The sequence below is a fragment of the Chryseomicrobium aureum genome (assembly GCF_016909155.1).
Lineage (GTDB): Bacteria > Bacillota > Bacilli > Bacillales_A > Planococcaceae > Chryseomicrobium > Chryseomicrobium aureum.
This window is the reverse complement of sequence record NZ_JAFBFG010000001.1, coordinates 412,044-438,991: the sequence shown is the minus strand read 5'-3', so window position 1 is coordinate 438,991 and position 26,948 is coordinate 412,044. Positions and strand designations below refer to the sequence as shown.

Annotated in this window: 22 protein-coding genes and 1 other RNA gene; 2 read left to right on the top strand and 21 right to left on the bottom strand. The window is 41.7% G+C overall.

Annotation, left to right across the window (positions count from 1 at the left end; translation table 11 throughout):
- Positions 1-5: 5 nt before the first annotated feature.
- From JOD03_RS02260 to JOD03_RS02225, 8 genes are all read right to left on the bottom strand, one after another.
- Positions 6-3,548, bottom strand: coding sequence for a dynamin family protein (locus JOD03_RS02260; protein ID WP_204589189.1), 3,543 nt, complete (start codon positions 3,546-3,548; stop codon positions 6-8).
- Between the two features lie 13 nt (positions 3,549-3,561).
- A complete protein-coding gene (locus JOD03_RS02255; RefSeq protein WP_204589188.1) occupies positions 3,562-5,448 on the bottom strand; it encodes an ATP-dependent DNA helicase in 1,887 nt (628 codons plus the stop codon).
- Positions 5,449-5,472: 24 nt separating this feature from the next.
- On the bottom strand, positions 5,473-6,597 hold the full coding sequence (locus JOD03_RS02250) for a THUMP domain-containing class I SAM-dependent RNA methyltransferase (RefSeq protein WP_204589187.1): 1,125 nt from the start codon (positions 6,595-6,597) through the stop codon (positions 5,473-5,475).
- Positions 6,598-6,677: 80 nt separating this feature from the next.
- Positions 6,678-7,056: RNase P RNA component class B (rnpB, locus tag JOD03_RS02245), an RNA gene on the bottom strand.
- Between the two features lie 48 nt (positions 7,057-7,104).
- Positions 7,105-7,392, bottom strand: coding sequence for a cell division regulator GpsB (gene gpsB / locus JOD03_RS02240; protein ID WP_239584750.1), 288 nt, complete (start codon positions 7,390-7,392; stop codon positions 7,105-7,107).
- 66 nt (positions 7,393-7,458) lie between these two features.
- Positions 7,459-8,721 (bottom strand): ribonuclease H-like domain-containing protein, encoded by a 1,263-nt coding sequence (locus JOD03_RS02235; RefSeq protein ID WP_204589186.1) that lies wholly within the window; start codon positions 8,719-8,721, stop codon positions 7,459-7,461.
- A gap of 1 nt (position 8,722) precedes the next feature.
- Positions 8,723-10,981, bottom strand: coding sequence for a DEAD/DEAH box helicase (locus JOD03_RS02230; protein WP_204589185.1), 2,259 nt, complete (start codon positions 10,979-10,981; stop codon positions 8,723-8,725).
- On the bottom strand, positions 10,956-11,336 hold the full coding sequence (locus JOD03_RS02225) for a YppE family protein (protein WP_204589184.1): 381 nt from the start codon (positions 11,334-11,336) through the stop codon (positions 10,956-10,958). The genes JOD03_RS02230 and JOD03_RS02225 overlap by 26 nt, the downstream gene beginning before the upstream one ends.
- 148 nt (positions 11,337-11,484) lie before the next feature.
- Between JOD03_RS02225 and recU the strand changes: the two genes are divergently transcribed.
- On the top strand, positions 11,485-12,102 hold the full coding sequence (gene recU / locus JOD03_RS02220; protein ID WP_204589183.1) for a Holliday junction resolvase RecU: 618 nt from the start codon (positions 11,485-11,487) through the stop codon (positions 12,100-12,102).
- A 4-nt stretch (positions 12,103-12,106) separates the two neighbouring features.
- Entirely contained in the window at positions 12,107-14,713 is a 2,607-nt protein-coding gene (locus tag JOD03_RS02215; protein ID WP_204589182.1) for a PBP1A family penicillin-binding protein, read from the top strand.
- 209 nt (positions 14,714-14,922) lie between these two features.
- Here JOD03_RS02215 and nth read toward each other — a convergent pair whose 3' ends face one another.
- The 13 genes from nth to mgsA all read right to left on the bottom strand — a co-directional run bounded on the left by nth (position 14,923) and on the right by mgsA (position 26,942).
- On the bottom strand, positions 14,923-15,579 hold the full coding sequence (nth, locus tag JOD03_RS02210) for an endonuclease III (RefSeq protein ID WP_204589181.1): 657 nt from the start codon (positions 15,577-15,579) through the stop codon (positions 14,923-14,925).
- A gap of 1 nt (position 15,580) precedes the next feature.
- Complete coding sequence (locus JOD03_RS02205; RefSeq protein WP_338032422.1) at positions 15,581-16,285, bottom strand: DnaD domain-containing protein; 705 nt, start codon at positions 16,283-16,285, stop codon at positions 15,581-15,583.
- A 12-nt stretch (positions 16,286-16,297) separates the two neighbouring features.
- A complete protein-coding gene (gene asnS, locus JOD03_RS02200; RefSeq protein WP_204589180.1) occupies positions 16,298-17,593 on the bottom strand; it encodes an asparagine--tRNA ligase in 1,296 nt (431 codons plus the stop codon).
- Between the two features lie 13 nt (positions 17,594-17,606).
- Positions 17,607-18,089: a cell wall elongation regulator TseB-like domain-containing protein gene (locus tag JOD03_RS02195; protein ID WP_204589179.1), complete on the bottom strand. Its 483-nt coding sequence runs from the start codon at positions 18,087-18,089 to the stop codon at positions 17,607-17,609.
- On the bottom strand, positions 18,086-18,256 hold the full coding sequence (locus JOD03_RS02190; RefSeq protein ID WP_204589178.1) for a YpmA family protein: 171 nt from the start codon (positions 18,254-18,256) through the stop codon (positions 18,086-18,088). The genes JOD03_RS02195 and JOD03_RS02190 overlap by 4 nt, the downstream gene beginning before the upstream one ends.
- A 26-nt stretch (positions 18,257-18,282) precedes the next feature.
- Positions 18,283-20,955 carry a helicase C-terminal domain-containing protein gene (locus JOD03_RS02185; RefSeq protein ID WP_204589177.1) on the bottom strand — a complete coding sequence of 891 codons (2,673 nt, stop codon included), beginning with the start codon at positions 20,953-20,955 and terminating at the stop codon, positions 18,283-18,285.
- An 82-nt stretch (positions 20,956-21,037) separates the two neighbouring features.
- Positions 21,038-21,421, bottom strand: coding sequence for an aspartate 1-decarboxylase (panD, locus tag JOD03_RS02180; RefSeq protein ID WP_204589176.1), 384 nt, complete (start codon positions 21,419-21,421; stop codon positions 21,038-21,040).
- Positions 21,414-22,259, bottom strand: coding sequence for a pantoate--beta-alanine ligase (gene panC / locus JOD03_RS02175; protein WP_204589175.1), 846 nt, complete (start codon positions 22,257-22,259; stop codon positions 21,414-21,416). Before panC ends, panD begins: the two co-directional genes overlap by 8 nt.
- Complete coding sequence (panB, locus tag JOD03_RS02170; RefSeq protein ID WP_204589174.1) at positions 22,256-23,092, bottom strand: 3-methyl-2-oxobutanoate hydroxymethyltransferase; 837 nt, start codon at positions 23,090-23,092, stop codon at positions 22,256-22,258. The genes panC and panB overlap by 4 nt, the downstream gene beginning before the upstream one ends.
- Before the next feature lie 193 nt (positions 23,093-23,285).
- Positions 23,286-24,278, bottom strand: coding sequence for a biotin--[acetyl-CoA-carboxylase] ligase (locus JOD03_RS02165; protein ID WP_204589173.1), 993 nt, complete (start codon positions 24,276-24,278; stop codon positions 23,286-23,288).
- The gene (locus JOD03_RS02160) at positions 24,268-25,407 is read right to left on the bottom strand and encodes a CCA tRNA nucleotidyltransferase (protein ID WP_204589172.1); all 1,140 of its coding nucleotides are present in this window, start codon (positions 25,405-25,407) and stop codon (positions 24,268-24,270) included. The genes JOD03_RS02165 and JOD03_RS02160 overlap by 11 nt, the downstream gene beginning before the upstream one ends.
- Positions 25,397-26,545: an N-acetyl-alpha-D-glucosaminyl L-malate synthase BshA gene (bshA, locus tag JOD03_RS02155; RefSeq protein ID WP_204589171.1), complete on the bottom strand. Its 1,149-nt coding sequence runs from the start codon at positions 26,543-26,545 to the stop codon at positions 25,397-25,399. Before bshA ends, JOD03_RS02160 begins: the two co-directional genes overlap by 11 nt.
- On the bottom strand, positions 26,532-26,942 hold the full coding sequence (gene mgsA / locus JOD03_RS02150) for a methylglyoxal synthase (RefSeq protein ID WP_204589170.1): 411 nt from the start codon (positions 26,940-26,942) through the stop codon (positions 26,532-26,534). Before mgsA ends, bshA begins: the two co-directional genes overlap by 14 nt.
- Between the last annotated feature and the right edge of the window lie 6 nt (positions 26,943-26,948).

Here is a 26,948-nt window from a genome sequence, read left to right as displayed (position 1 = left end):
TCCTCCTAAAGTAGTGTGCGTTTTTGTTTCCATTTCGTAAGCGTTTCGTGTTGTTCTAAAAGTTCTCGTTCTGCTTGTATCGTTGAAACTGATGATTGTAAGAGTCGCAACTTTATTTGATCCATTACTTCGCTGAAATAACTATCTGTCCAATTGCGCAAGCGTGACTTCTCAGCAGCAAATGGATTTTCTAAATCATCTTTGATCATGCGTTCGAGGTCCTGTTGCACAGCTTGTTTTTCATTCTTTTCGAAGAATCGTTTCGCGTTCTTGTATCCACTCTTTAACGAACTATAGTTTTCAACTTTTAGAGTAGGCTCTTGAAACTCTAAAAGTTTGGGTGCTTTGAGCTCTATAGGACTCACTGCAAATGCAGCAGGCTGTTCATACAAGAACGCAAGCTCTTGTCGCTCGTAATCCCGAACATTTTTGTCAGTTGCTTGTTGAAGGCGCAAGTTTGTGACGCGCAGCTCTTGCGCGGCATCAAACTGTATACTTGCAGCGACTTCACGTAACGCTTGTTCGAATGCTTGTCTTCCATCCTTACTAGCAAACCTTGACGGATTGAATGCTTCTTTAAAGAAGTCTGGATATCGGTAGAACAGTCGTTGTTTCAAATAATAAATAAGCGTGTCTACTTCATTTAATAGAGCAGTACGCATCGATTGTGAATGGGACTTTGTATAGCGTGAGCGCAACTGTTGTTCGAGTTCTGCGAGTTCTGCTAATCGTTGTGGTTTCCGTAGCATATTCTCCTCAGTAGAATCAATTAGCTTAGAGAATTGCTCGACTAACTCGTCCGCTTGTTCCGAAACGGCCTGTAAAATCACATCAAGAAGCTCATTCCTTAAAAACGCTTGGAAAGCATCTGAAAAAGCAGGCATACCACTCGTTAAGTTTTCGCCAGTCTGCTTCTCTTTTAAAGCTTGTAGACTAGACACCCCATATAAGCGTGGGAAGCGAATGCCGAACTGCGTCAGTTCTTGTCCCACATAGTCGATGACTTCTTGTTTTTCTTGTTCAGAACTTGCGAGGTCAATTGCATTGACTACGAAGAACATTTTATCGAGTTCAAAAGAATCTTTTACACGTCCAAGTTGAATTAAAAACTCACGGTCTGCTTTTGCAAATGCGTGATTGTAATAGGTGATGAATAGAACTGCATCTGCATTTCGAATGTAATCGAAGGCAACGCCAGTATGCCGTGCATTAATCGAATCTGCCCCAGGTGTATCCACTAATGTGACCCCTGCTCGAGTCAGTTCACAATCGTAGTAATAAGTGATTGTCTCAACAAAACAACTTTTTGATTCGAATGCGACATATTCAGTAAAGTTTTCATGATCTACTAGACGCGTGGTTCCAAGATAAATAAGTTGCTCGTCACTACCAGATAAGAATGCGCGAATGAAGGACTTTTTCGTTTCATCGAGAGGTTTAGTTAAAAACTCATTGGCTCGACTTTTGAATTCCTCAAGAGATTGACATTCTTTACCGTGAGGCGCAACCATGGCCTTTAATTCTGTGAGTAAATCTTCCTTTTTCTTGAATGCTACATCCGCGTGACGATGAGGTTTGCCCTCTGCAATAGGAGCGATTTTATTGATAGAAGCCGTTGTCGGGTTAGGCGACACTGGTAAAACTGCGTCTCCGAGCAAAGCATTTGAAAAACTAGATTTACCAGCAGAAAATGCACCAAATAGAGCAATAGTGAATGAGCGATTCGTCACGCGTTTGATTTTTTGTTTTAGCTCACGCACAGCATCTTTAAAGTTCGGTATGTCTGCCAGTTGCGTCGTAACATTTTGCGCCGTTGACAAAATCGCGGACTCGTCAAATGATGCCGCTTTTTCAGCTTCTTGCTCTTGCTTTTCATCAATCACTTTTTCAACTTCTTGTCCGAGTTTGAGCGGTTTGGCTTTGGCGTAAAACTCTGTATACTCCTCTTCCCATGTCTTTAACTGAAGCATGCGTGCAGCTTGTAACTGTTCATTTGGTGACTTCATTTGTAGCGAGTAATCGGCTAGACGTTCTTCACTTGCAAACCACTCTTCTAGAGCTAGTTTTCGTCTCGTTAACGATTGTTTCTTAAGTTGATCGTCTTCTGATAAAATCGTTTCTCCATCTGACTCAGATAAACGTTCATCCGCCCAAACAAGTGTTGTCTGCACAATAAATCGTTTAATAGCCTGTTCGATTCGAGACGAAAACTGAAGAAGCCCGTCTCCTGTTGCACTTGTGCCAGGTTTATACTCTGTAGCGATAAGTTTTGGATCCATCTTGAAAGAAATATATGTCTCGTCCGACTGTACTACACGTGCATAGCGATCGATCACTCGTTGTAGTAGGGGTAAGGTCGTTTGATCAAACACTTCTTGCAAAAGTTGCGTTGCAGCTTTTAAACGATTGTCTCGCTCCTCTTCCGTCTTTTTCTTCGCGCCAAAAAAGCCTACTTTGAAACCAGGTTGACTCGCCTCCGCGTATAGACGGATTCTCTCGCGGACATCAGGCGTCATCAAATAGGCCGTCGATAGCACTTCTTGGACATCATTTTGAAGTTCTTCTTTCCACTTGGTGAAATCCAGAAGTTCAAATGATTGAAGTGCAAGCTTTGTCTCTGAATAGGTCGTCTTTTTATCGAGCCATTCTTCTGGTGAAAAGAGCTCTTCATATGTAGCGGCTAAGTCTTCTTGATCTTCTTTTAAATAGGTAGCGTGTTCATCAATAAGTTTTTGAAGAGTGCCTGTAGTACTTTCTTCTAAAACCGTCTCCTTATTCTCGAGCGCGTGTTGGATGACATCCTGAACATCCTTCACTGGATAGGTCTTAGCATCACGAAGAGACGTAAAGAAAATTCCTTTTGGATGGACACCCCAGCTCTCAAATGCTGTCTTAACTGACTGTTTGTAAGCCTCTAGTGAAAGTTCTTGTTCTCTGTGCTTATCCATTTGATTAATAATCAAGTAAACGTTCGGATTTGTCCGCATCAAGTCTTTTGTGAAAGTAAAATTTAATTCTGACTGGACATGATTATAGTCCATCACATAAAATACCAAGTCCGCTAAATGCAACTCAGATTCTGTAGATAGTCTATGAGCATCGTCCGTAGAATCCACTCCAGGTGTATCCATTACTACGATATCATTTGGCAATCGAGTATCTGGGTGAAACAATTCGATTTTACGAACGGATTGTCCGTCTTTTGCCATACGTTTAAGGTTGGCTACAGCCAATTCTTCCTCTGCTACGGCGACGTCTCCATTCATAAAGTGGATGTATGCTTTCCAATTCGTAGCTTTTTGAATCGTCACTATATTTGCAGATGTGGGAATTGGACTTGTTGCTAACAAGTTTTCACCTGTCAACGCGTTGATCATGCTGGACTTCCCCGCAGAGAAGTGCCCAGCAAACGCAATCGTCAGATTTTCCGTAAACAGTTTTTGACCAAATTTCTTCGCTTTATCAAATGTAGTAACATTCCCTTGCTGCTTCGTTACGACACTTAAAAGCGCAGTTCGTCTATACAGTTGTTGTCGTTGTTCATTCATACACGCTACCCCTTTACTTTGGCGAGACAGGAAGTTCCTGTTCGAGCTCTTGTAAAAATGCTTTTTCAGATGCAGTCAGTAAAATCTCAATCGAGCCACGATCTTTTTCTGTACGAATCAAACGCCCGACCCCCTGCTTCATTCGCATCTTCATAAATGGTAAATCCACTTCTTCAAATGCATTGAAAGAAGCTGCACGCTTCGCATTGAAAATCGGATCATTCGGTGGGAATGGCAAATCGTAGACAATGACACGCGTCAATAAGTCTTGCGGTAGATCCAATCCTTCCCAAAGTGAGTAGGAAGCTAAAACAGATGGCTTTTCTTTGTACGCCTCAATAAGCGAGCTCATTTCTTGTTCCCCTTCGAACAAAATATCCTCATGTCCATACATCAATTGGAACTGTTCAAACGATTCTTTTGTCGCAAACAAAATAAGTGTCGGCTCTTCTGATTTTAGAAGTTCGAGTACTTTTTCGCTTTTATCCACGGGTTCAGACACATGAATCGTCATGACTTCTTTGTAGTCAAATGGTGAAGCAACTTGAAGTGACTGATAGTCTGCAATCCCTAAATTGCCAGCTAAATAGTCAAACGTCTGCTCGACACTGAGTGTTGCAGAAGAGAAGATAATTGGTAGTGTTCCATTAAACAATTTTTCAGCAAGTTGTTCGTCTACAAGTTCTGGCATGATGGCAAGTGTTTCAATCCCGTCTACCTCTTCTACCCAATCAATCGCTTCATTGTCTTCTGTGAACAACTGGAACGCTTGCAAGTAATCTTCCAAGTATTCTTCCATCAGTTTCATATCGTAGGATTCAATCGAGTACATTTCACCCTCGAATACAAACTCTTCTAGTAGAGCTTCTACTGTTCTGACAAGTAATCCACTCGCAGCTTTCAACTCATCGGTATGACGGATTGTCATCTTTTCAAGCATGTCATTGTCAATAGAAGAACGTAACAGTTCAAAAAACGCTAAATGAGCTTCTTCTAGAACATCAAGATAGTGAAGCGTTTTAGGACGCAATCCTTCTACTCGTGCTTTCTCTAACAAATCCAATAATGATTCGCTTTGCACTTTTAATGTAAATGCTTCCTGAGCGGCAAATTCCACTAAGTGTCCTTCATCTAATACAATCGCAGAAGCTTCAGGAAGTAATGGCAATTGTTCTTGACGCTTGCGTGACTCTGCCGTCCACAAATGTTCCATCAAAAATTCATGCGAGCAAATCACTAGGTCAGTTGCTTGACGGTAGAATTGGCGAGAGATGGTTTGTCCACATTGATTTTTGATGTCACAGATGGAACACTGTTGTACCGGATGATAATTGACAAGCTTCCACTGCTCGTCTGTAAGGAAGCTGAATTCTTTGCGATCTCCATACGGATACACTTTTTGAAGAGAAGATCCCCCAAATACAAACTCCGGAAGACGGTCATCAATCTCATCCACAAATTCTGGCACATCAAACCCACGACGTTGTTCATCTAATCGTTGCAGACACAAATATTCTTCTCGCGACTTTGCCAAACGTACATCAATCGATAAGTTGAGCAGCTCAGATAGGCGAGAGATATCCCCTTCTGGTTTGATCAGCTGTTCAATAAGGGCTTCATCCGAACAAGCTATAATTACAGGCTTACCTGTGTAGCGTGCATACGCAATCGATGGTAATAAATAAGCCATTGTCTTTCCAGTTCCTACTCCGGCCTCGGCAAAAAGAACGGATTTTGACTGTAATGCCTTTTCAATTTGGAAGGCCATATATACTTGTTCATCACGAATCTCGTATCCATTTTCCGGCAAGGTGTCATAAAACACATCACCTAACCAGTTCGATAACGACTGATAGAACGATTGATCTTTGGATAATTCGAATGGAATATTTTTGCGCATAACTTCACTCTTTTCTAGACTAATTTAGACTCTTTGACCCCAGAATTGATAATAATCTGTACGGATAAATCCATTGAATAATTTGCGTTTTTTCGTTGCTTTCTTACCATAAACGGTTTCCAAGTTTTCCATAGAAGATAACAAATAAACAGACCACGATGGATATTTACTCATCACATAGCCAAATTGAGACAATGTCTTTTCAATCTCTTCAACTTCACCGATACGTTCTCCGTAGGGTGGGTTACTGATGACAACACCGTTATCGTAACGAGTTGTAAAATCTGCGGCTTGCATCTGCTTGAATGTAATGATATCCGCAAATCCTGCTTCTAATGCATTGGAATTCGCAATTTCAATCATACGGTGATCGATGTCCGTTCCAAGGATTGTGAGTTCTTGATCATAATCCGCTTGTGTGTCGGCTTCATCACGTACTTTTTCCCATACTGCTGGTTTGATCCAACTCCAGTGTTCTGCATCAAACTCACGATTATATCCGGGTGCAATGTTCTGACCAATCATTGCCGCTTCAATACAAAGTGTACCCGAGCCACAGAATGGGTCGACAAATGGACGACTTGGACTCCACTTTGAAATTTTTACAAGAGCCGCTGCTAATGTTTCTTTTAAAGGAGCATCCCCTTGCGTCGTTCGATATCCGCGTTTATGCAGGCCAACCCCGCTTGTATCCATTGTGAGTAACACACGGTCCTTTAAAATGCTGACTTCGATTTTATAGCGAGCACCGGACTCATCAAGATAGCTCATACGTTTATATGCGGACTTTAATCGCTCAACGATTGCTTTTTTCACGATACTTTGACAATCTGGAACACTGTATAATGTCGATTTCACACTTTTCCCGCTCACTGGGAAATTTGCATCTACCGGTAAGTACTTTTCCCATGGAAGTGCTTTTGTCCCTTCGAAAAGTTGATCAAATGTCTTGGCAGGGAACTCCCCTACTACAAGTTTCACACGGTCTGCCACACGTAGCCAAATGTTCGCTTTTGCGATGGCTTCTTCGTCCCCTTCAAAAAACACTTTCCCGTTGTCTGTTTGTGTTTCAAAACCTAAGTCTTTCAATTCATCTGCAACGATACCCTCTAATCCCATTGCAGCTGTCGCAAGTAATTTATATGGCATAGTATCCACTCCTTTTTAGTCTATAAAGAGAAAAAACTCTCCGAAAAGGAGAGCTGTGCTGTTTATCATAAAACCTTCTATTCGATAAGCCATGTTTTGTCTCCCTTGTACTCAAACGGGAAATTCCCTCGTACATACTGGGCGGCAATCATCTATCTACGGACATGCCGTCTTCCAATCCGTTCAATTCCTTCATGGAAATGCCCCTACCATAATTTGGGTTTCTCACTCGTGGGGTTTACCGCGTTCCACTCTTACCGTTTCCGATAAGACTTCGTCACTGTGGCACTTTCAAGAGTACTGCACCATATCCCGTAAGACGTAGGTGGTTTCTCTGCCGTCAGCTGGCAGCTGCCCTCGTTTATGACTTCACGAGGCACGAACACTACAGACATCTCAGAACTGTGTGAGCATGGACTTTCCTCTACACATTAGTATGTGCAGCGATTGCCTGAATAGAAGGCCACAATCGAGTATACGTTATTTTACTGGTTTACACAAGAACTATCAGTCGTAAAGCTTCGCACCAAATACATGCTTCTCCAAATTAGACAAGCGCTTTAAAATGTCAAAGTTTGTAGATGACTGCGGAGCTGGTGCTGATTTTGGTGTATCTTCTAATTGCGTGCGAAGATCTCGGTTCTCTTTCTCGAGCTCTTGGATTCGCTTATCGAACTGCTCATAGTCTTTAATGACTTCATCTAAAAATGCATCGACTTCTTCTTGACTATAGCCACGCATTGTTGTTTTAAATTGTTTCTCTAAAATATCATTTGGTTTAAATTGAATCCCCATACCCATCTTCCTTCCATCCATTGGTGATTGGCTTCATTATAGCATAGGAACGCTTGACACACCTATCTATTTGTCGAAACTTGCGCTTTCCCGAGAAATGATTTTCCGGTCTAATCGTTCGTCCCTATTTTTCAATTCTGCCAAGTAGAAAGCCAATTTCTCACGCGTCAAGATTGCTGTTAATGATAACAACTGTGTTTTTGCTTGTTGGACGTAATTCTTCGCTTGGCCGAGATCTTTCATTTGATGCTCTGCAAGTTTTGCACAATGAATGAGTGCGTCCAACTTCTCAATTCCTACTAGCAATTCTGAAGCTGTCTCCATCAAATCAAGGCTTGATGCAAATTCTCCTTCACGCTTTTGTAAAAGAGACAAATAATAATAAGCGTGTGGTATATCTTGTTTCTCATAACGTTCAGTTACTTTTTCATAAAGCTCTCGACTGTTTGGCAACAATTTTAAATCTCGCAGCCATTTTGCTAAATTTAATTCAGTTTGAGAAGACCGGGTCTCAGGTGCATCTACGAGATGACGAAGAGAGTGGATATACAATGCCACTAGAGAATACAAATCCCATTTGTTATGTTCTAGTATGCGATCCAAGTTTTCGGTTTTCCCCGATCTAACAGCGTCCATATAAACAATCGGAGCGAGATGTCCGGGCATGTCATCTTCCCTATGAAAGTTCAATTGTTCTCTTTCCATGTCTTGCAACTTATAACGCTCTTGTTGTCCTCTCCACAGTCGCTTACTTCCGTGAAGCAAATCAATTTGAAACACTTGCGGAAAACTTGGAAGAAGTTTTCGGTTCATCGTCCAACGCACTTCGAGCTGGGGCAAGTCAAAGCTTTTGCCGTTATACGTGATAATTGTGTCACGGTCTTGAAAAGGTAACGCTTTTAAAAATGCCAATTCATGTTGCGGAGAAGCCAAAATAAATTGATCGAGTTGAAACCCAGTGGCCGTTTCAAACAAGACGCCATTTAAAAAAATATGAACGCCGACACCTTTTAGACCCGTCGTTTCGGTGTCATAAAAAAAGAGGCGACTTGACTCTTCTGGAGTTAGTGGATGCCCTTTGAAATCGCGCTTTGCTTTCGCGACAAGGGAGGAGAGTTCTGAAAACTGAGTCCCTCCATGCTTAAAGTCATGCGGCAAAAGCGTTGAGATTTTATAGTAGACGCCTTGGTCTGTATGAACCAAGTCATAGTCCGACGAAGACCATTTCACAAAATCAGGACGATTCACTTCTTTGATAGGTTCTTTGACTTGTTCAGGTTGCTTTTTTATAAGGCCTTTCATAGCCAGTAATTTTTTTTCATAGGACATATCAGTCACGCACCAAGTTCGTTAGTAATAAAAGGACTTCTTCTTTTAAACCGACATTTGCTTCCTGCGCACCAATACATGCAGGACATCCATCCAAGCATGGACAAGAAGCTACTTGCGCATGTGTTTCTTCCACAAGTTCTTCAAATCGGTCTAACATTCGTTCAGATAAACCAATACCACCTGGATAACTGTCGTAAATGAAAAATGTTGGTTGCTGGTCTAAGATGGATTTCATTTGCGGAACGACATGCACATCTTTACGATCACAGTCTAAAAATAGTGGAATGAAAGAATGTAGCGCATAAGCTGCACCAACCATTGCATCTGAGAACAGATGCAGATTCCCTTCTTCCGGTTTTGAAAAAGTGATCCATGTTGCAGATGTATGAAGCTCAAGTGGCGGTAAATCGATTGTTCCAGATCCAATATTGTCATGCGTATCAAATTTGATTTTTTTAAAGAGTGTAGGGTGTGCGAGCACGATAATATCGCCATAATGCATCTCGACGTTCTTTTCGGTTCGGTGTTTATCTTTCGAAAGTACTTTCATTTCCACTGCAATGTTTGCATCCGTAAAATAATCTACATCTACTTCTGTGACAAATGCTTTTTTCTCATCCCAATCGAGAAGCTCTACTTGAAACTGAGTGCCTTGATGGAGATAGATCGCTTCTTCGTGTAACAATGTCATCGCACTAAATAAATCCATCTCTCCTATAACCCGAGTCTTGGTTGGAACGGATTGATCAATAATAATCACATTGTCCTGAGAGGCTGAACGCAAGGAGATATTACTCGCTGGAAAACTTTCAGCCATCCAATGCCATTTATCTGCTGTTTCTAACAAGACGCGTTCTTCTTTCAAAAGCTCAAGTAGTGGCGTCACATGATACTCGGCGTAGTCTTCTAGTTTCTCGAACGGTAATTCAAACGATGCACATTTTAAATGGTCCATTAAAATCAACATGTTCTCCGGGAAAATACGGACTTCTTCTGGAGATTGGCCAAGTAAATACTCGGGATGGTCAACAACGTATTGATCCAGTGCTGTCGATTGTGCGACATAGACAACAAGTGACTCTTCTTGACGACGCCCCGCTCGTCCTGCTTGTTGCCATGCACTTGCAATATTGCCTGGATAGCCCGTCATAATACAGACTTGCAATTGCCCAATGTCGACACCCAGTTCTAAAGCGTTTGTACTGACGACTGTTCGAATGTCCCCGTCACGCAAGCCCTTCTCAATCTCTCTTCTTTCAGAAGGTAAATACCCTCCTCTATATCCTTGAATGGAGCGATCATTTAGTTTCTTACTGACCAATGCTTTCAAATAGGTGACGAGCATCTCTACACGAACGCGACTCTTTGCAAAAATGATTGTCTGTAAACGTTTTGTATACAATTCTTGCGCGAGGTCACGAACTTCTAGAACAGCACTTCTTCGCACGTTGTAAGTCGGATGGACGACAGGCGGATTGTAAAACATGAAGTACTTTGTTCCGGAAGGGGCACCGTTATTTGTGAGTACGACATGGTCTTCATGTGTGAGTGAATCCGCTAACTCTTTTGGATTTTGAATTGTGGCAGACGTACAGATGATGACCGGGTGGCTTCCGTAAAATGCACAAATTCGTTTCAATCGACGTATAACATGCGCTACGTGAGAGCCGAACACACCTTTATACGTATGCATTTCATCAATTATGATGTATTTCAAGTTCTCAAACATCGACACCCATTTTGTGTGGTGCGGTAAAATACCTGAATGCAACATGTCCGGATTGGTTAGAATGATATTGCCATTCGTTCGCACTTTTCTACGAATCCCTGGCTCTGTATCTCCATCATATGTAAAACTGTTGATTTGCTTGCCTGTGGCTTCAATCAATTTGTTCACATCTGCTTTTTGATCTTGCGCTAGAGCTTTCGTTGGAAATATATAAATCGCCCGGCTTTTGGGGTCTTCAATAATCGACTGCAAAACTGGTAGATGATAGCACAATGATTTGCCAGAAGCTGTAGGAGTAATTGCTGTAAACGACTCTCCAGCACGAGCATGCATGTATGCACTCGCTTGATGTGTGTAAAGTTCTGAAATTCCTTTCGCATGGAGGGCAGCTATCAAACTATCATCTAAGTCTTGAGGAAACGGGACTGTTTTTGCTTCTTTTGGTTCTATGACATGTATCGACTGAATCTGCTGTTTTTTGGCAGGATCTTTTACCCATTCATCAAGTAGTTGGGATATTGTCGTCATTGCCCTCACGCTCCAATTCCGTCAGCAAAGTTTTCAGTGTGTAAAGAACGGCATGTACACTTTGATAAAATCTTTTCTTCGAAGTTTCTTTGAAAAAAGACTGTACACTATACTGTTTCATCCCATCTTCAGTTGCATCGATTTGGTTTTGGTGGATATACTTCGGTCGGTTAAGACGAATGTAGCGCTCGGCTTCTTGTTTCCACTCGCTAATCCATATATCCACTTTTGCAACATGAGGTTTTACTTCCTCGAAAAAATCAGGTGTGCGATCTTCGACACGTAGTTGTTCAAATCTTGCAAGACACGCTTCTGATTCACTAATCAATTTTTCTGTTAAGTCTTTAAGTTTCATCTGTGTCACTTCCTGTTCACTTCTATCCTTTTATCATATCAAAAGTTCACTACTTCAACTAGTTTTACGAACAAACATTCGAATGAAACATTCGGGGCATGTCAGGCGTCTAGTGTATATGCTACACTTAGGCACAGAGGTGTTGACTATGAGCATACGGTATCCGAATGGAAAACGGTACCAACCTACCTCCCCGAAAAAAACTGCGTCCAAAAAGGATTATTCTTTTAGTAATCGGGGAAAGACGTTAGAGGATGAAGTCAATGAAACGAATGACTATTACTTGCAACATAAAGTAGCAGTGATTCATAAAAAACCAATCCCAATCCAAATCGTAAAAGTGGATTACCCCGGAAGAGCGCGTGCAGTCATACGAGAAGCTTATTACCGTACACCATCCACAACAGATTACAATGGCGTATATAATGGATATTATTTAGATTTTGAAGCGAAAGAGACGAAGAATAAAACATCGTTTCCTCTTCAAAATGTTCACGAACACCAAGTCCTGCACATGCGACAAGTAGCAGAGCAAAATGGTATCGCATTTTTGGTTGTAGCTTTTTCAACTCTTGAACGCTACTTTTTCATGAGTAGTCAAACACTTGACTTGTATTGGGATCGAATGAATCAAGGTGGTCGAAAATCGATCACACTTGATGAGTTTGAACAAACTGGTATTGAAATTACTCCTGGGTATGCTCCGCGTGTACCCTATTTAGATGCTGTCGATCTTTATTTGACTGGCAAAGAAAGTGAGGAATGAGCTCGTGGCGAATGAACAGCGAACTCGGCAACAAATTAGATTAGAGCAACAAAAAAGCAAAAAGAAAACAAAAGGAAAAACTGGCAAACGGGGTATCTTCAAAAAGATATTCTTAGCACTAGTCGCAATTGGCCTTATTGGCTTACTTAGTGGTTTTGGATTATTTGTGTATTACGCAAGCTCTGCACCACCGCTTGATGAAGAGTCTTTAAAAGACCCGATTTCGTCCACTTTCCTTGATAAAAATGGCGAAGCTTTCTATACTTCTGGAACTGAAAACCGAATTTATGTCAATTTTGATGATATTCCACAACAGATGGAAGATGCGATTTTAGCTACAGAAGATGTTCGTTTTTATGACCATATGGGTATGGACTTCTTGCGTTTAGGAAGTGCCGTAATTGCGAACGTTACACAAGGGTTTGGAGCACAGGGTGCTTCTACTATTACGCAACAAGTCGTGAAAAACTCTTTCTTGCAAAATGAAAAGACATTAAAACGAAAAGCGCAAGAAGCTTGGCTATCGTTCCAATTAGAACGCGCCTATGACAAAGAAGAGATTTTTGAAATGTATTTCAATAAAATTCTTATGTCAGGTCGCAATTATGGTTTTGGAACAGCTGCAGATTATTTCTATGGTAAGGAATTAAATGAACTAGAACTACATGAAATAGCGATGCTTGCTGGAATTCCACAAAGTCCGAACAATTACAATCCGTTCAACAATCCAGAACTTGCTGAAAAACGTCGAAATACAGTCCTGCATTTAATGGAGTTACACGGAAAAATTACGACTGAAGAAGCGGATGCTGCTCGTGCAATTCCCGTTACAGAGACATTGATTCCAGAAGATCAACGTCAAGCTTCAAGCGAATTAAAATATGAAGCATTCATTGATATCGTGGAAAGTGAATTAAACAAAATTGACCCTTCTCTTCTATCAGAAGGTATCACTGTTCACACGACTTTAGACCCTGCTGTACAAACGAAAGTAGAAGAAGTGATCAACTCTGACATTTATGCTACTGAGAAACAACAAGCAGGTATCGCCGTCGTAGACCCGAAAACTGGAGCACTTGTTGCTTCAGGTGGAGCACGAAATTATTCAAATCGTGGTTGGAACTATGCGTATGATAATAAAGACCGTCAGCCTGGCTCTACGATGAAACCACTTCTTGCGTATGCGCCTGCGATAGAAAATCTGAACTGGTCAACAGGGCAAACTGTAGTCGATGAACAAATCACCTACACAGGTACTGACCAAGTTGTACGGAACTTTGTCGATCGTTATTTAGGTCCTATGACAATGCGCGAAGCATTATACCGCTCTCAAAACACACCTGCAGTCAAAACACTGCGCGAAGTGGGTCTTGATAACTCTCGAGACTTTATCAATCGTTTTGGGTTAGGCATTGAAAATGTTTATGAATCGTCTGTTCTAGGTGGTATTGAAGGAATTTCACCAATGACGCTTGCTGGTGCATATAGTGCATTTGCTAATGGCGGATACCACGCGGAACCTTATGCAATTGAAAAAATCGTCTATCGTGACGGAGAAACAGAAGACGTTTTGAAAAACGACTTAGAAACAGTCATGAAGGATTCTACAGCCTACATGGTGACGGATATGTTACGTGACGTTTTAGAAAACCAAAATGGTACAGGTCAAACCGCTGCAGTTCCTGGGATTGACTTGGCAGGTAAGTCTGGTACTTCGAACTATAGTGCCGACGAGATTGCAGCAAATAACCTCCCTTCTGGTTCGTTCCCAGATACATGGTTTGCTGGCTACTCTACGGATTATTCAGTAGCGATTTGGTCAGGAAATAGTAAACGAAGTGAACCGATGACTTCTGCTGAAGAGCGTCGTGTACCGCAACAAATGTTCAAGCAGATCATGACGACCATTTCTGCAAATGCTGCAGACTTTAGCCGTCCAAACTCAGTAGTGGAAGCTACTATTGAAGTAGGTACTTCACCCCTTCAATTAGCAAGTGAATTTACACCAAGTAACCTACGTCGTACAGAATTATTCGTTCGCGGTTCAGAACCAACGGCCGTTTCTGATGAATACGAGTTGACTGAACTCCCTGCTCCGACAGGATTAGCGGCAGATTTTGATGAGTCTAACGCGTCCGCAACACTTCGTTGGAACTATGAAGCTCCTGAAGGTGTTGAAGATGTAGAGTTTGTCGTATCTGTGAGAGTAAACGATGGTGGCGCTCAAGAGGTAGACACGACATCCGATACCGGGCTTATTGTTAGGGATTTACAACCTGGAAACACCTATACATTTAGTGTTGTAGCAACAGCTGAAGGTATATCCAGTGCCCCTGCCACAGTATCGATTACTCTTGCTGAAGAACAAGAGCCGGAGGAAGAAGAGCCTGCGGAGCCTACGGAACCTACGGAACCTGAACCGGGTGAAGGTGAAGGTGACGAAAACGGCAACGGTAATGGAAACGGCAATGGCAATGGCAACGGAAATGGTAATGGTAACGGAGATGAATCTGAGGAACCAACTGAGCCGGGTGAAGGCGATGGCGATTCTGAAGAACCGACTGAGCCTACAGAACCTGGTACAGGTGAAGAAGAAACAAATAACAACTAAAATTCAGCTTGAATATGTATAAGAAAAAGGAGTTTCTCGTTATATGAGAGACTCCTTTTTTAAATGGTGTTATGTGTGTAGGGGAAGCGTTCCGCGGGCGCGGGCTGAGCCAAGGTCTCAGCTTCCGCTTTTTATCCCGCTGGAGTCACCCCTACCCACTATATAAGTTTGGTATCATACACTGCAATGCGTATAATTTGAGTTCTGTTTTAATCAGCTAATTTGCTTTTCATTCGTTTTTTACCTTCACGACATTTTTCGAGAAGTGGACATTCGGGACAATTTGGATTTTGCGCTTTGCAATGATACCGTCCGAAAAAAATCATTTGATGATGCGCTTTGGACCACAATTCTTTAGGCATCTTTCGCATCAGCGTCTCCTCTACTTGTAACGGTGAATCCTTCCACCTTGAAACACCTAGCCGTTTCGATACACGTTCAACATGTGTGTCTACGGCAAGAGCAGGTACTCCATATGCGACAGATACCACTACATTTGCCGTCTTTCTACCCACACCTGGTAGGCGCGTCAACGTGTCGCGATCTTCGGGAACCACGCCACCAAATTCATCAAGTAACATCTGACTCAGCTTTTGAATATTCGATGCTTTATTGCGATACAATCCTATTGATCGAATATCTTGTTGCAATTCTTCTAAAGGAACAGCTAAGTAATCTTCGGGTGTCTTGTATTTTTGGAAAAGATCTTTCGTTACACGGTTCACTAAGACATCCGTACATTGTGCGGATAGTAGTGTGGCAATGACAAGTTCAAATGCGTTGTCATGCACCAATTCGCAATGGGCATCTGGATACATCGTATCCATAACATCTAGAATTTCAAGCCACTCTTTCTTCGTTACCATCTTACTCCCTCTCTTCCAACCAATTATAAAACGGCACTTTTGGTCGACTTTCTGAAGACGGTGTTCGTTTTACCGTATATTTATGAAACCCTTCAGAATGCTTACGAATTTCTTCGAGTGTCGTCAGATTTTTTTTCTTCCATTCAAATAATATGCGGTCTATATACTTCAAACTTTTCTTTTCAGCAAGCACAGCTTCTACAAGTGCTTGCCTAATCACATCCACGCTGTGACGATCTTCATCAATCCATTTTGAAATCGTCTCATATTCAAGTGGAGTGAATACCCTACCAAACTCTTCTTCAAAAGTACGGAATAACTCACCAATCTGTTGTTCCGATGTTTTTTTCTCTGATGCAGAATGTTCCTTCTCTAAACAATCTACAAGTCGTTCCCACAGCTGATATAACACATAAGACTCTTCTACCATCTTATCTGTATTGGATTGTTCGATAAACAATAATCCCCTTTGCATCAATCGTTGTAAGATGGCTGCAACTTGATGTTCCGTGATTTCCATTCGAGAGGATATTTCGGTAGGCGTCGGGAAATGAATCCCAGCTTGTTGATACGATTGAATATGTAAAATCACCATGGCTTCTTGGTCGGAAAGCTCTAAAGCCCGATAATGAGTAAAAAAAAGCTGGGAAATGGTTACATTTCCCTGCTTCATCCACTGCTCCAGGCGACTCGACGTGTTTTTCACGTGATGTCCTCCTTATGGGTATAAACGATTTAATAGACGTGGGAATGGAATGGATTCACGAACGTGTTCCGCTCCACTGATCCATGCTACTGTGCGCTCAAGACCTAAACCGAATCCTGAGTGAGGTACCGTTCCATATTTACGGAGTTCTAAGTACCAAGCATATGCAGCTTCATCTAAGTTGTGTTCTTGTATACGTTGCTTTAATAAATCATAATCATGAATACGTTCTGATCCACCGATAATTTCACCGTAACCTTCTGGTGCAATCATGTCTGCACATAACACCACATCATCACGGTCTGGGTGTGGTTGCATATAGAAAGGCTTGATACCGGTTGGATAATGAGTGATAAATACAGGCTTGTCATAAGCTTCAGCAATCGCTGTCTCGTGTGGTGCTCCGAAATCATCGCCCCACTTAATGTCATCAAATCCTTGTTCATGCAAGAAAGTGATAGCATCATCATATGTAATACGAGGGAATGGCGCTTGAATTGCTTCTAATTTCGATGTGTCACGACCTAAACGCTCAAGCTCTAATTGACAGTTCTTCAATACCGATTGCACGATGTAGGATACATAATTTTCTTGCACTTCTAAGCTCTCATTAAACTCAACAAATGCCATCTCCGGCTCAATCATCCAGAATTCAATCAAATGACGACGCGTTTTTGATTTTTCAGCACGGAATGTTGGACCGAACGAGAATACTTTCCCCATTGCCATCGCTGCTGCTTCCATGTATAACTGACCGGATTGTGATAAGAACGCATCTTCATCGAAATACTTTGTCGCAAACAGTTCAGACGTACCTTCTGGAGCTGAACCTGTTAAAATCGGAGGATCCATTTTGACAAAGCCCTCTTGGTTATAGAATTCATAGGTCGCTCGAATGATTTCGTTACGAATTTTCATGATGGCATGTTGTTTACGAGAGCGTAGCCAAACATGACGGTTATCCATCAAAAACTCCGTCCCGTGCTCTTTTGGTGTAATCGGGAAATCTTCAGCGAGTGATAACACTTCAATTTCTGAAACTTGGATTTCACAACCAAAACTGTTGCGTGTATCTTCAGTCACTGTTCCGGTAATATAAACCGAAGACTCTTGAGTCAGACCTTTTGCAGTTTGGAAAAGCTCTTCTCCAACGTCTGCCTTCACTACAACACCTTGTACAAATCCAGTTCCATCTCGCAATTGTAAAAATGCAATTTTCCCACTAGAACGCTTGTTCGCAATCCAAGCCCCTAGCTTTACTTCTTCTCCGATATGAGAAGGCATTTGATTAATTGAAATTTTCTTCATGATTTCCTCCATCTTATAAATTCGAAATCCGCTTCCACCAATCTCCTGATTTAAAATCCAAGTACGTATAGCCAAGCGCATCATTCGTGTTCAAATAGGTGACTTCCCATACAGGTCCTATTTCTTCATGACCGAGTTTTATGGACATAATCTTCTCGACATTGCCTTCTGCGCGCGTTCGCTGTTCGGCTTCTTCAGCAGAAATCCCATCAGAGAGGTTTACTTCATACGCTGTTTGGTTTTCAGCTTTGTCGATGATGTACGCCACATCTTGCCCTTCAGAGGACTTTCCGATGACAGTTACATAACTCGTCACACTATTGTAGGCATAAACTTCTGAAACAGTACTAAGAAGACCCTGAGATTTGACGAGTTCTTCATACTTTGCAAATTCGTTTTGTTCAGGCTTCTTTGCCACTGTATAGAGAATTCCGAGACCGGAAATGATGACGACTCCAATTAGCAGCACTGTCGCTACGATCCATTTCATTTTCATGTGCGGTAAATTGTAAAGACCGCTTTTGATTCATCCTCTTTGTCAAGCGCTAAACCGAACATCAAATCATCGTGTTTCAATGAACGATTGAGTGCGTCTACTAGCTTATAGAGGTCGGATTGGTACGTTACGGTCACGGATTGGATGACTTCAATTTTTGATTCCATTGCAATCCCTGCTTTCTTCAATATACTTAGCTATTATACCAAGTTTCTAATGTATCGACCATCGTTTCAATGGAAACTTGTTTTTTTGGAACTTGTGGAATGGCATCTAAAAAATCTTTTCCGTACGATTTTGTTTCAATTCTACGATCGAGAATTATAAAAGCTCCTTTTTCTTCCGGGCTACGAATCAAGCGCCCAAACCCTTGTCGGAACCTTATAATTGCCTCCGGTAGTGCATACTGCGTAAAAGCATTGCGCCCTTGCTTCGTTAACTGATCTGCTTTTTGTTTAAAATAGGGATCATCAGGGCTTGTGAATGGCAATCGAACTAATAGTATTGTGGAAAGTGCATCTCCCGGCACATCGATTCCTTCCCAGAACGTTGTTGTTCCGAACAAAATCGCTTTCGGGAAGCGTTGAAAAGTACGTAACATGCGCATTTTGCTACCAGCATTCATACCTTGTGCGATTAATAAATACTCACTAAGTAAGTCAGTCTCTTCAATTAATTCAACCGTCTTTCTTAGCATATCTTGAGATGTAAACAATACAAACATACGGCCATTTGCTACTTGAGCAGTTTGAATGATGACATCTGCAATCGATTCGATAAACGTATTTTGATCCACTTGGGTAACATCAGGGACATCTTTGACGACAAAGACTTCGGCTCCTTTGTAAAAGTCTGGTTCTGCCTGAAAGCGTTGAATCGTCAGTTCTTTTGGTAAATACAATTGATCTAAAATAAACCACGGTTGCTTTGGCACGGTTAAAGTACCAGACGTCCAAATAAGTGCTTTTCCTTCACGAAGAGGAGCGAGCAGCTTCTCAGTCGTCAGCTGCTGATCAAGCTTTCGCTGATGAAAGACAAATGAACTCGGTAGACTTCGCTTGTCTGCCTCTACCCAACTTGCCTCATTTGAGAGCTGATCTACAAACTCTTCCCAATCATATGCAGCGATTCGTAACTCACGAACCCAGTACAACACATCTTCTTTTACAACCTTAGAAGATATGTCATTTTCATAAAGAAACGCATCATACAGGCTTACAAGACGATTGACTTCTTGTACGAGATCTACAAAAAGATCCTTATGATCTGTCAACTGCAGCTGGAGCTTTGAATTTCCACGACTCGTCCGCTGTTGATTGGTCCAATCTGTCAACTGCTTTGTAAGCAGTTCAAAGACATCGTTCACAGTTTCTGTCTTGATTTTGATTTTTACTAATTTTGACGCGTACGATTCAATCTGTTCAAGCTTCCAGCCAATTTGCGTCTTGTCCACAAATCCAAACTGACTGAGTAAGTATTTCCACTCTGTAAATGAAATGACTTTTTCATTAAGCTTTTGAACCGCAGTTAAGAAATGATGCGCTTCATCAATAACAACTGCACCGATATCGTGATCAAGCGAGCGCAGAATTTCAGGTTGCCCTGCAAGCATCGCATGATTCGTTAAAATAATATCTGCATCTTTCGCGCGACGGTATTCACGCTCGTAAAAATCGTTTGCAAATTGTGGTGTTCGTTGATGTTTTCGGACTTTATCAAGCGTCAGTTGTCCACCACCTGTAGTATTCAATTCACTTAAGTCGCCTGTAGTCGTTTCTTCTAACCAGACGAGAAGCTGCATGAGCGCGAACGTTTCATCATACGATTCATCTCGACTTGCTAAACGTAACTCAAATAAATTCAAATCGAGATAATGTGTATAGGATTTTAGTTTAGACACACGGAAAGATTGTGGGAAATGACTCAACAGTGTCGCACATTCACCTTCGTATAATTGATCCAAAAGAGTGTTGGTATATGTTGAAATCACTACTTTTTTCCGAGATTCTTTTGCATAACTGATGCTAGGAAGTAAATAACCGATTGTTTTTCCGATGCCTGTTTCCGCTTCGAGTGCGACTTCTTTTTTACTAACTAGTGCACCATGGACCGCGTCCATATAACGGAATTGAGCAGGACGTTCCTGGGCTCCTGGATAAATTGTCGACAAAAGCTCCATTTTTGAAGAAGAGGAATCAGGATAAGCAGGCAACTCTCTCTCGATTGGTTGCGTGCTCTCCACTCGTGTTGTCAGCTGCTGCTGTTTTTTCAATGCCTCAAAAAATAATGGAGCTAAATGTGATTTCAATTTAAAACAGCGCTTATGTAATTTCTCGATAGTTGGAAGAGATAGGGTCGTCAACTTTTTCGCGCATGACAAAAACAACTCTGCAGTTGCGTATGCATCCGCATCCGCTCTATGGGCATCTTCTAAAGGAATACCAAGTTCAACTGTGATTTCACTCAACTTGTAGCTAAGTGCTGTCGGAAACATGAGTCGTGCAAACTCGACTGTATCAATTTTTTTATTCTTTAAAGCGGGTTGTTGGATACGTTTCAACTCACCTTGAATGAACGGAAAATCAAAGTTGACGTTATGCGCTACAAAAATCGCACCTTCTAGTTGTTTTGCCACTTCGTGCGCGATGTCTGAGAACAAAGGTGCATGTTTGACATCGTCGTTCCCAATATGTGTAAGTGTCTGAATAAAGTATGGAATCGGTTTTTCTGGATTCACAAAAGAAGAGTAGGTAGAGACAATCTCCCCTTTCTCTATTCGAACAATACCGATTTGTATAATTCGGTCTCCATTTTTTGGTGAACTCCCTGTTGTCTCTAAGTCCACCACTGCATATACATCATTCATCTCGTTCACTCACAGTACTTTTAGATTCCTTAGAATTGTAACATAAAAGCGCCGGTTCACGTAGAAACCGGCGCTTTTTGTATTATAGAATTGTTGCTTCTGGTTCGTAGGAAATCAAGTCTCGAACTGAATTATCTTCGTTCATGATGGCTACAGTCGGCTTATGCGATTTTGCCTCATCATTCATCATATAGACATACGATAAAATAATGACAATATCCCCTCTTTGCACTAATCGCGCAGCTGCTCCATTTACACAAATGACACCACTGCCACGTTTTCCTGCAATAATGTATGTTTCAAAACGGGCACCATTATTGTTGTTCACAACATGGACCTTTTCATTCGGAAGCATGCCAACTGCATCCAACAGGTCTTGGTCGATTGTTATACTTCCTACATAATTTAAATCGGCTTCCGTTACAGTCGCTCGGTGGATTTTACTGTTTAACATCATTCTAAGCATGGGCATTCACTCTTTCTATTAATATATTGTCAATAAGGCGGGCTTTTGTGAAGAAAACGGCTGTCGCTAAAATTGAGAGTGGCGCATTTTCTTGCACTTCAAGATTTGGATAACTCAACAGCTCCACATAATCTACTCGGCCAGACGTATTTGTTTCAATCATCGCTTTCACAGATCGAATCACATCATCTGTCCGCGCTCCGGACTCCACTAATTCTTTTCCGTGTTGAAGCGCTTGGAAAAGGACAGCTGCTTCCTTGCGTTCCTTGTTATTCAAAAAAACGTTTCGAGAGCTTTTCGCCAGTCCATCTTGTTCACGAACTGTTGGGATACGGTGCACGGTTAAAGGAAAATCATAGGATTCAACAAGAGATTCAATTAGTGCAAGTTGTTGGGCATCTTTTTGCCCAAAATAAGCGTTTGTTGGTTCAACAATATGAAAGAGTTTTGTAACGATTTGCAGAACTCCATCAAAATGACCGGGTCTACTTGCTCCACAAAGTTTCGTGGCCATAGCACCTGGTTGAATAGAGAGAGTTGTTGTGGTGCTATACATCTCTTCTACTGAAGGATAAAAGATTGCATCTACACCGAGTGATTCAGCTAGAGCTTGATCCCTCTCAAAATCACGTGGATACCTGTCTAAATCTTCATTTGGACCAAACTGTGTGGGGTTTACAAATATACTGATCACTGTTACATCATTTTGCTCTACAGATGCCTTTAGCAATTCAGCATGCCCCTCGTGTAAATAGCCCATTGTTGGAACGAAACCAACTGGCCCGCTCTGCTCTTTGCGCCATGCGCTTACTTGTTGTTTTGTTTTAAGCAGTTTCATTTCTTTCCTCCGTACAAGGCAATCGTTTCTTGTTCTTTCATAACAAATTGATGGGCTTCACTTGGAAATGTGAGAGACTTCACCTCATCCACATAAGTTGCCAATGCTTGTTGCATCGTTGGGAATACGGTCGCATACTGTTTCACAAATTTTGGTATATGATGCGTTCCGTAGCCTATTAAGTCATGGAAAACAAGGACTTGACCGTCTACATCTTTCCCAGCTCCAATACCAATTGTCGGAATCGTCAATGCTTCTGAGAGTTGTTTGGCGAGCTGATGAGGAATGCATTCTACCACGAGCATAAATGCTCCAGCCTGCTCTGTTTTTTTAGCATCTTCGAGTATTTTTAATGCTTCAGACGATGTTTTCCCTTGTACTTTGAATCCTCCAAGGACAGCTGCACTTTGTGGTGTCAAACCGAGGTGTGCAACAACTGGAATCCCAGCAGCCGTCAATCGCTCAATGAGCGGAATCATCGTTCCTGCCCCTTCAATTTTCACTGCTTCTGCACCCGTTTTCTGCATCATTTCAATCGCATAACGGAGTGCTTGGTCCGTTGATAAATGACAAACACCAAATGGCATATCAACGACTAAAAATGTATCAGGTGCACCGCGTCTTGCGGCTTTCCCGTGATGAATCATATCATCCACAGTTACAGGAATCGTTGAATCATACCCGAGCACGACCATGCCTAATGAATCGCCCACTAGAATCATATCGATCCCTGCTTGTTCGGCTACTTTGGCAGATGGGTAATCATAAGCTGTGACCATCGTAATCTTTTCATACTTCATTTTCATCGCTTTAAATTGAGTTGTAGATTTCACTGTTTTCCCTCCTTTAGTGTTCAGAAGGAAAAAACCATACTAAAAGCCCCTGCAAAAAGACGCAGGGGCAGAAAAATAGCCAGAATTGGTTTTTTCCGTCCCTGTCAGAAGACTGATCAAGGCGATATGTTAGGTTCAAGTCTTACAATAGGTATGGTTCTCAAGAGATACCATCCAAATTCAGTGTAGCATATTATGAAAATGTGTCCAGTTTTCCACTCAGTGTAACATCGCCTGAGAATAACGTACGTACGCCGTCACCCGTTTGAACAAGTAATGCACCATGTTCATTTAAACCAAGGGCAATCCCCTGAATCGTTTCACGAACTGTTGTCGCTGTGACCATCTTTCCTATCATAGTCGAGTGTCGTTCCCACTCTACTTGAAAGCGGCGAAAGCCCTGTGTTTCAAAAGTCGTAATGGCTTGTTCAAGTTCATTTGCCATAGCCGCAAGTAGTCTGGTGCGGTCAACAGGAGTGTCACATTCGATTGCGAGTGAAGTTGCACGTTTTGTTAAGTCCTGGTTTAATTCTTCTTCTGCCTGCAATACATTAATACCAATCCCTAGTAAGATGGCTTCGATTTTATCAGGCGTTGCTTGTAACTCTGTTAAAATCCCACCGACTTTTTTTCCATCAATTAAGAGGTCATTGGGCCATTTAATATCGACCTGTATCCCTGTCGTTGAATGAATAGCTTTGGCAAGAGCTAGCGCCACCACTAATGTTATAGGGGGTGCTTCATGAGGGAGCAAGTCTGGTTTAATAATCCATGTAGTCCAAAGACCTTTTCCTTTTGACGATACCCACTGTCGATTTAAACGGCCTTTTCCCGCTGTCTGTTCTTCACTGACAACGACCAGTCCATGCATACCTTTGCCTTTTACTAGCAGTTCGTTCGCTACAAGTTGGGTAGAAGGACAGCTCTCAAGATAATATAAAGCACGTGCAAAGTGAGTTGTTTCTAAATAAGGTGAAACCGTCTCAACAGATAATTGAGACGACAGCTGCTTTAAAACATACCCTTTTTTCTTGATAGCTTCCACTTCGTGTCCATCTTCCTTCAACGATTTGATATACTTCCAAATCATTGTACGGGATACTCCTAATTGTTCGGAGAGATGTTCACCAGAAATTGGTTCTTCAGCGTTCATAAGAAAGGATAGTAGTTGTTGTTTATTCGACATGTTCAAGCACCCACTTCTTTAATGCATCTCGTGTATTCAGAATGTTGCCGGCTAAAATCTCGTCAGCCATCCGTTCATTCGTCTTTTTGATCCATGGACCTGAATTACGCTGTTTTAGTTGCATTAAGTCGTGTCCGGACAGTGCAAGATCCTTTGGAAAGCGAATTGGTGCATCTTGAAGCCAACGAAGAAGGTGTTGTTTCGTAGCAAAAGGTTTGCTTTGTGAGATTTCCCAGCAAACTCGCACTGCACTCTCACTTGAATTAAAAACAGATCGATAGGTCCAACCTTCCTTTGATACACGCTTCATTAAAGCAACTACTTCTTTATTTAATCGCTTTTCGTCATTTGAATAAGGAAACTCATACGTGTCAGACTGGAAATAATGAAACCATGCCCATCCTTCGGCAGTAGATTCAAATGGTGTGTGACGCTCAGGAAGAATGGTAAAAACACCTGGCAAAAACTCATCAAAATGTGGGTGTTTTAATTCACGAAGCGAAATCTCAGGGTCAACCATGGTCCATATTCTAGACACTTCTTGCTTGATGCGTTCTTTTGCAATCCAAGGTAAGAGATGACTCGCCTCTGTCATAGCTTGCCGTGTTTGAGTTTCAATGGAAAAGCCGAGCTGACCTGCTAACCGAATACCCCGAAGAATACGGAGCGCATCTTCTTCGAAGCGCTCCTTTGGTTGACCAACTGCCCGAATAAGTTTATTTTGTAAATCTTCTTTTCCACCGTAGTAGTCTATAATTTCACCATCAATCCCCATTGCAAGAGCATTGATGGTGAAATCACGGCGGCTTAAGTCATCTTTCAACTCGCGCACAAAACGTACTTCGGAAGGTCTTCGTTTATCGATATACTCTGATTCCACACGAAATGTGGTCACTTCAATTGCATCACCGTGGAGCACCGTAACTGTACCATGTGCAATACCGGTTGCAAATGTCTTTGGAAAAAGTTCTTGAACGTTCTCTGGTAATGCATCTGTTGCTACGTCAATGTCTTTGCAAGCAATGCCAAGTAGATGATCGCGCACAGCTCCGCCTACAATATACGCTTGGTAACCTGCCTCTTGAAGGATCTTGACCACTTCAAATGCATGTGTCCAATTAGTCGTCATAGCGTGCTACCTCATAGTAAAGATTCTCATATTGAGAAATAATGGTGTCACTGTTAAATTTTGAGTGAACAGTTTGCAAAGCGTTTTCTTTAAATGTCGCAAACATTTCATCATTGGTTAACAGTTCAACTGCAAGCAATGCTGCGCGTTCAACTGCCCCTTCAGGAACGATAAATCCATTCTCACCGTGGTCGATGACTTCTGGGATTCCTCCAATATCTGTTCCAATACAAGGTACGCCACATGCCATTGCTTCTAATAGAACAAGCCCAAACGATTCTTTTTCTGACATCAACAAAAACAAGTCTGCAAGCGCGTATAATTCGGCTACATTCTCTTGTTTGCCTAAAAATAATATATCGTGTTCATAAGCCGTCCCTTTTGTTTGTTCTAAAATCGGATGCCGTTCCGGTCCATCTCCTACCAGCAATAATTTACACGGCATTTGTTTACGAACATATGAGAACGTTTCAACAACGTCTTGTACACGTTTGACTTTACGGAAATTCGAGACGTGTAAAATTATTTTTTCATCAGGGGCTATCCCAAGAATTTTACGTAGATGGCTTACATCTTGTGAATGATAATCAGCTGTATCAATAAAATTGTAGACAGTTCGAATTTCTTGGTTTGGTTCAATTAAATCCATTGTTTGATTCGCAAGTGAGTTTGAAACTGCCGTCACTATATCTGATTTTTCAATTCCGTACCGGATGGCTCCTTTTAAAGAAGAATCTACGCCAAGTACTGTAATATCTGTTCCATGAAGCGTTGTAACAATTCCTACATCACGCTTTGCCATATCACGAGCTAAAATTGCGCAGACAGCATGGGGGATAGCATAATGCATATGCAACACATCGAGTTGTTCATCATCAATGACCTCGGCTATCTTGTTTGCAAGGGCGATGTCATATGGCGCATATTGAAACACAGAATAATTATTCACTTCGACCTCGTGATAGGTGACAGATTGATAAAACCCTTTCAAGCGAAAGGGCATACTAGATGTTATGAAGTGGATTTCATGTCCACGTTCAGCAAGTTGTTTACCAAGTTCCGTTGCGATGATGCCAGATCCACCTACAGTTGGATAACATGTAATCCCAATTTTTAACTTTCTGCTAGTAGCGGTCACGACGATCCTCCAATAATCTCCAGTCCAAAAATCCTTCTTCGATACCTTTTAAAAGTACTTCTGCGGTGCCCATATTAGTCGCTAATGGGATTTGATAAACATCACATAAACGAATCAAAGCTGTTACATCTGGCTCATGAGGTTGAGCAGTTAATGGGTCTCTAAAAAAGATGACCATGTCCATCAAGTTATCTGCTATTGCTGAACCAATCTGCTGATCGCCACCGAGTGGGCCAGACTTAAACTTATGAATCGATACGCCGACTTCACTTTCGATACGACTTCCCGTTGTTCCCGTCGCGTATAAATCATGTTTTACTAAAGTATTTTTATAAGCTGTTACAAATTGAATCAAATCATCCTTTTTCTTATCATGTGCAATGAGTGCAATGCGCATATCGTC

Coding starts and splice junctions, on each gene's coding strand:
- JOD03_RS02260 (WP_204589189.1), bottom strand. CDS start 3,548: ATGAATGAACAACGACAACAACTGTATAGACGAACTGCGCTTTTAAGT.
- JOD03_RS02225 (WP_204589184.1), bottom strand. CDS start 11,336: ATGAAACTTAAAGACTTAACAGAAAAATTGATTAGTGAATCAGAAGCG.
- JOD03_RS02190 (WP_204589178.1), bottom strand. CDS start 18,256: ATGGAATCAAAAATTGAAGTCATCCAATCCGTGACCGTAACGTACCAA.
- JOD03_RS02195 (WP_204589179.1), bottom strand. CDS start 18,089: ATGAAAATGAAATGGATCGTAGCGACAGTGCTGCTAATTGGAGTCGTC.
- panD (WP_204589176.1), bottom strand. CDS start 21,421: ATGCTTAGAATGATGTTAAACAGTAAAATCCACCGAGCGACTGTAACG.
- asnS (WP_204589180.1), bottom strand. CDS start 17,593: ATGAAGAAAATTTCAATTAATCAAATGCCTTCTCATATCGGAGAAGAA.
- JOD03_RS02230 (WP_204589185.1), bottom strand. CDS start 10,981: ATGACGACAATATCCCAACTACTTGATGAATGGGTAAAAGATCCTGCC.
- JOD03_RS02165 (WP_204589173.1), bottom strand. CDS start 24,278: ATGTCGAATAAACAACAACTACTATCCTTTCTTATGAACGCTGAAGAA.
- JOD03_RS02235 (WP_204589186.1), bottom strand. CDS start 8,721: ATGTCCTATGAAAAAAAATTACTGGCTATGAAAGGCCTTATAAAAAAG.
- JOD03_RS02185 (WP_204589177.1), bottom strand. CDS start 20,955: ATGAATGATGTATATGCAGTGGTGGACTTAGAGACAACAGGGAGTTCA.
- JOD03_RS02250 (WP_204589187.1), bottom strand. CDS start 6,597: ATGCCATATAAATTACTTGCGACAGCTGCAATGGGATTAGAGGGTATC.
- JOD03_RS02255 (WP_204589188.1), bottom strand. CDS start 5,448: ATGCGCAAAAATATTCCATTCGAATTATCCAAAGATCAATCGTTCTAT.
- mgsA (WP_204589170.1), bottom strand. CDS start 26,942: ATGCGCATTGCACTCATTGCACATGATAAGAAAAAGGATGATTTGATT.
- panC (WP_204589175.1), bottom strand. CDS start 22,259: ATGAAACTGCTTAAAACAAAACAACAAGTAAGCGCATGGCGCAAAGAG.
- nth (WP_204589181.1), bottom strand. CDS start 15,579: ATGGTAACGAAGAAAGAGTGGCTTGAAATTCTAGATGTTATGGATACG.
- JOD03_RS02160 (WP_204589172.1), bottom strand. CDS start 25,407: ATGACGACTAATTGGACACATGCATTTGAAGTGGTCAAGATCCTTCAA.
- recU (WP_204589183.1), top strand. CDS start 11,485: ATGAGCATACGGTATCCGAATGGAAAACGGTACCAACCTACCTCCCCG.
- gpsB (WP_239584750.1), bottom strand. CDS start 7,392: ATGGGGATTCAATTTAAACCAAATGATATTTTAGAGAAACAATTTAAA.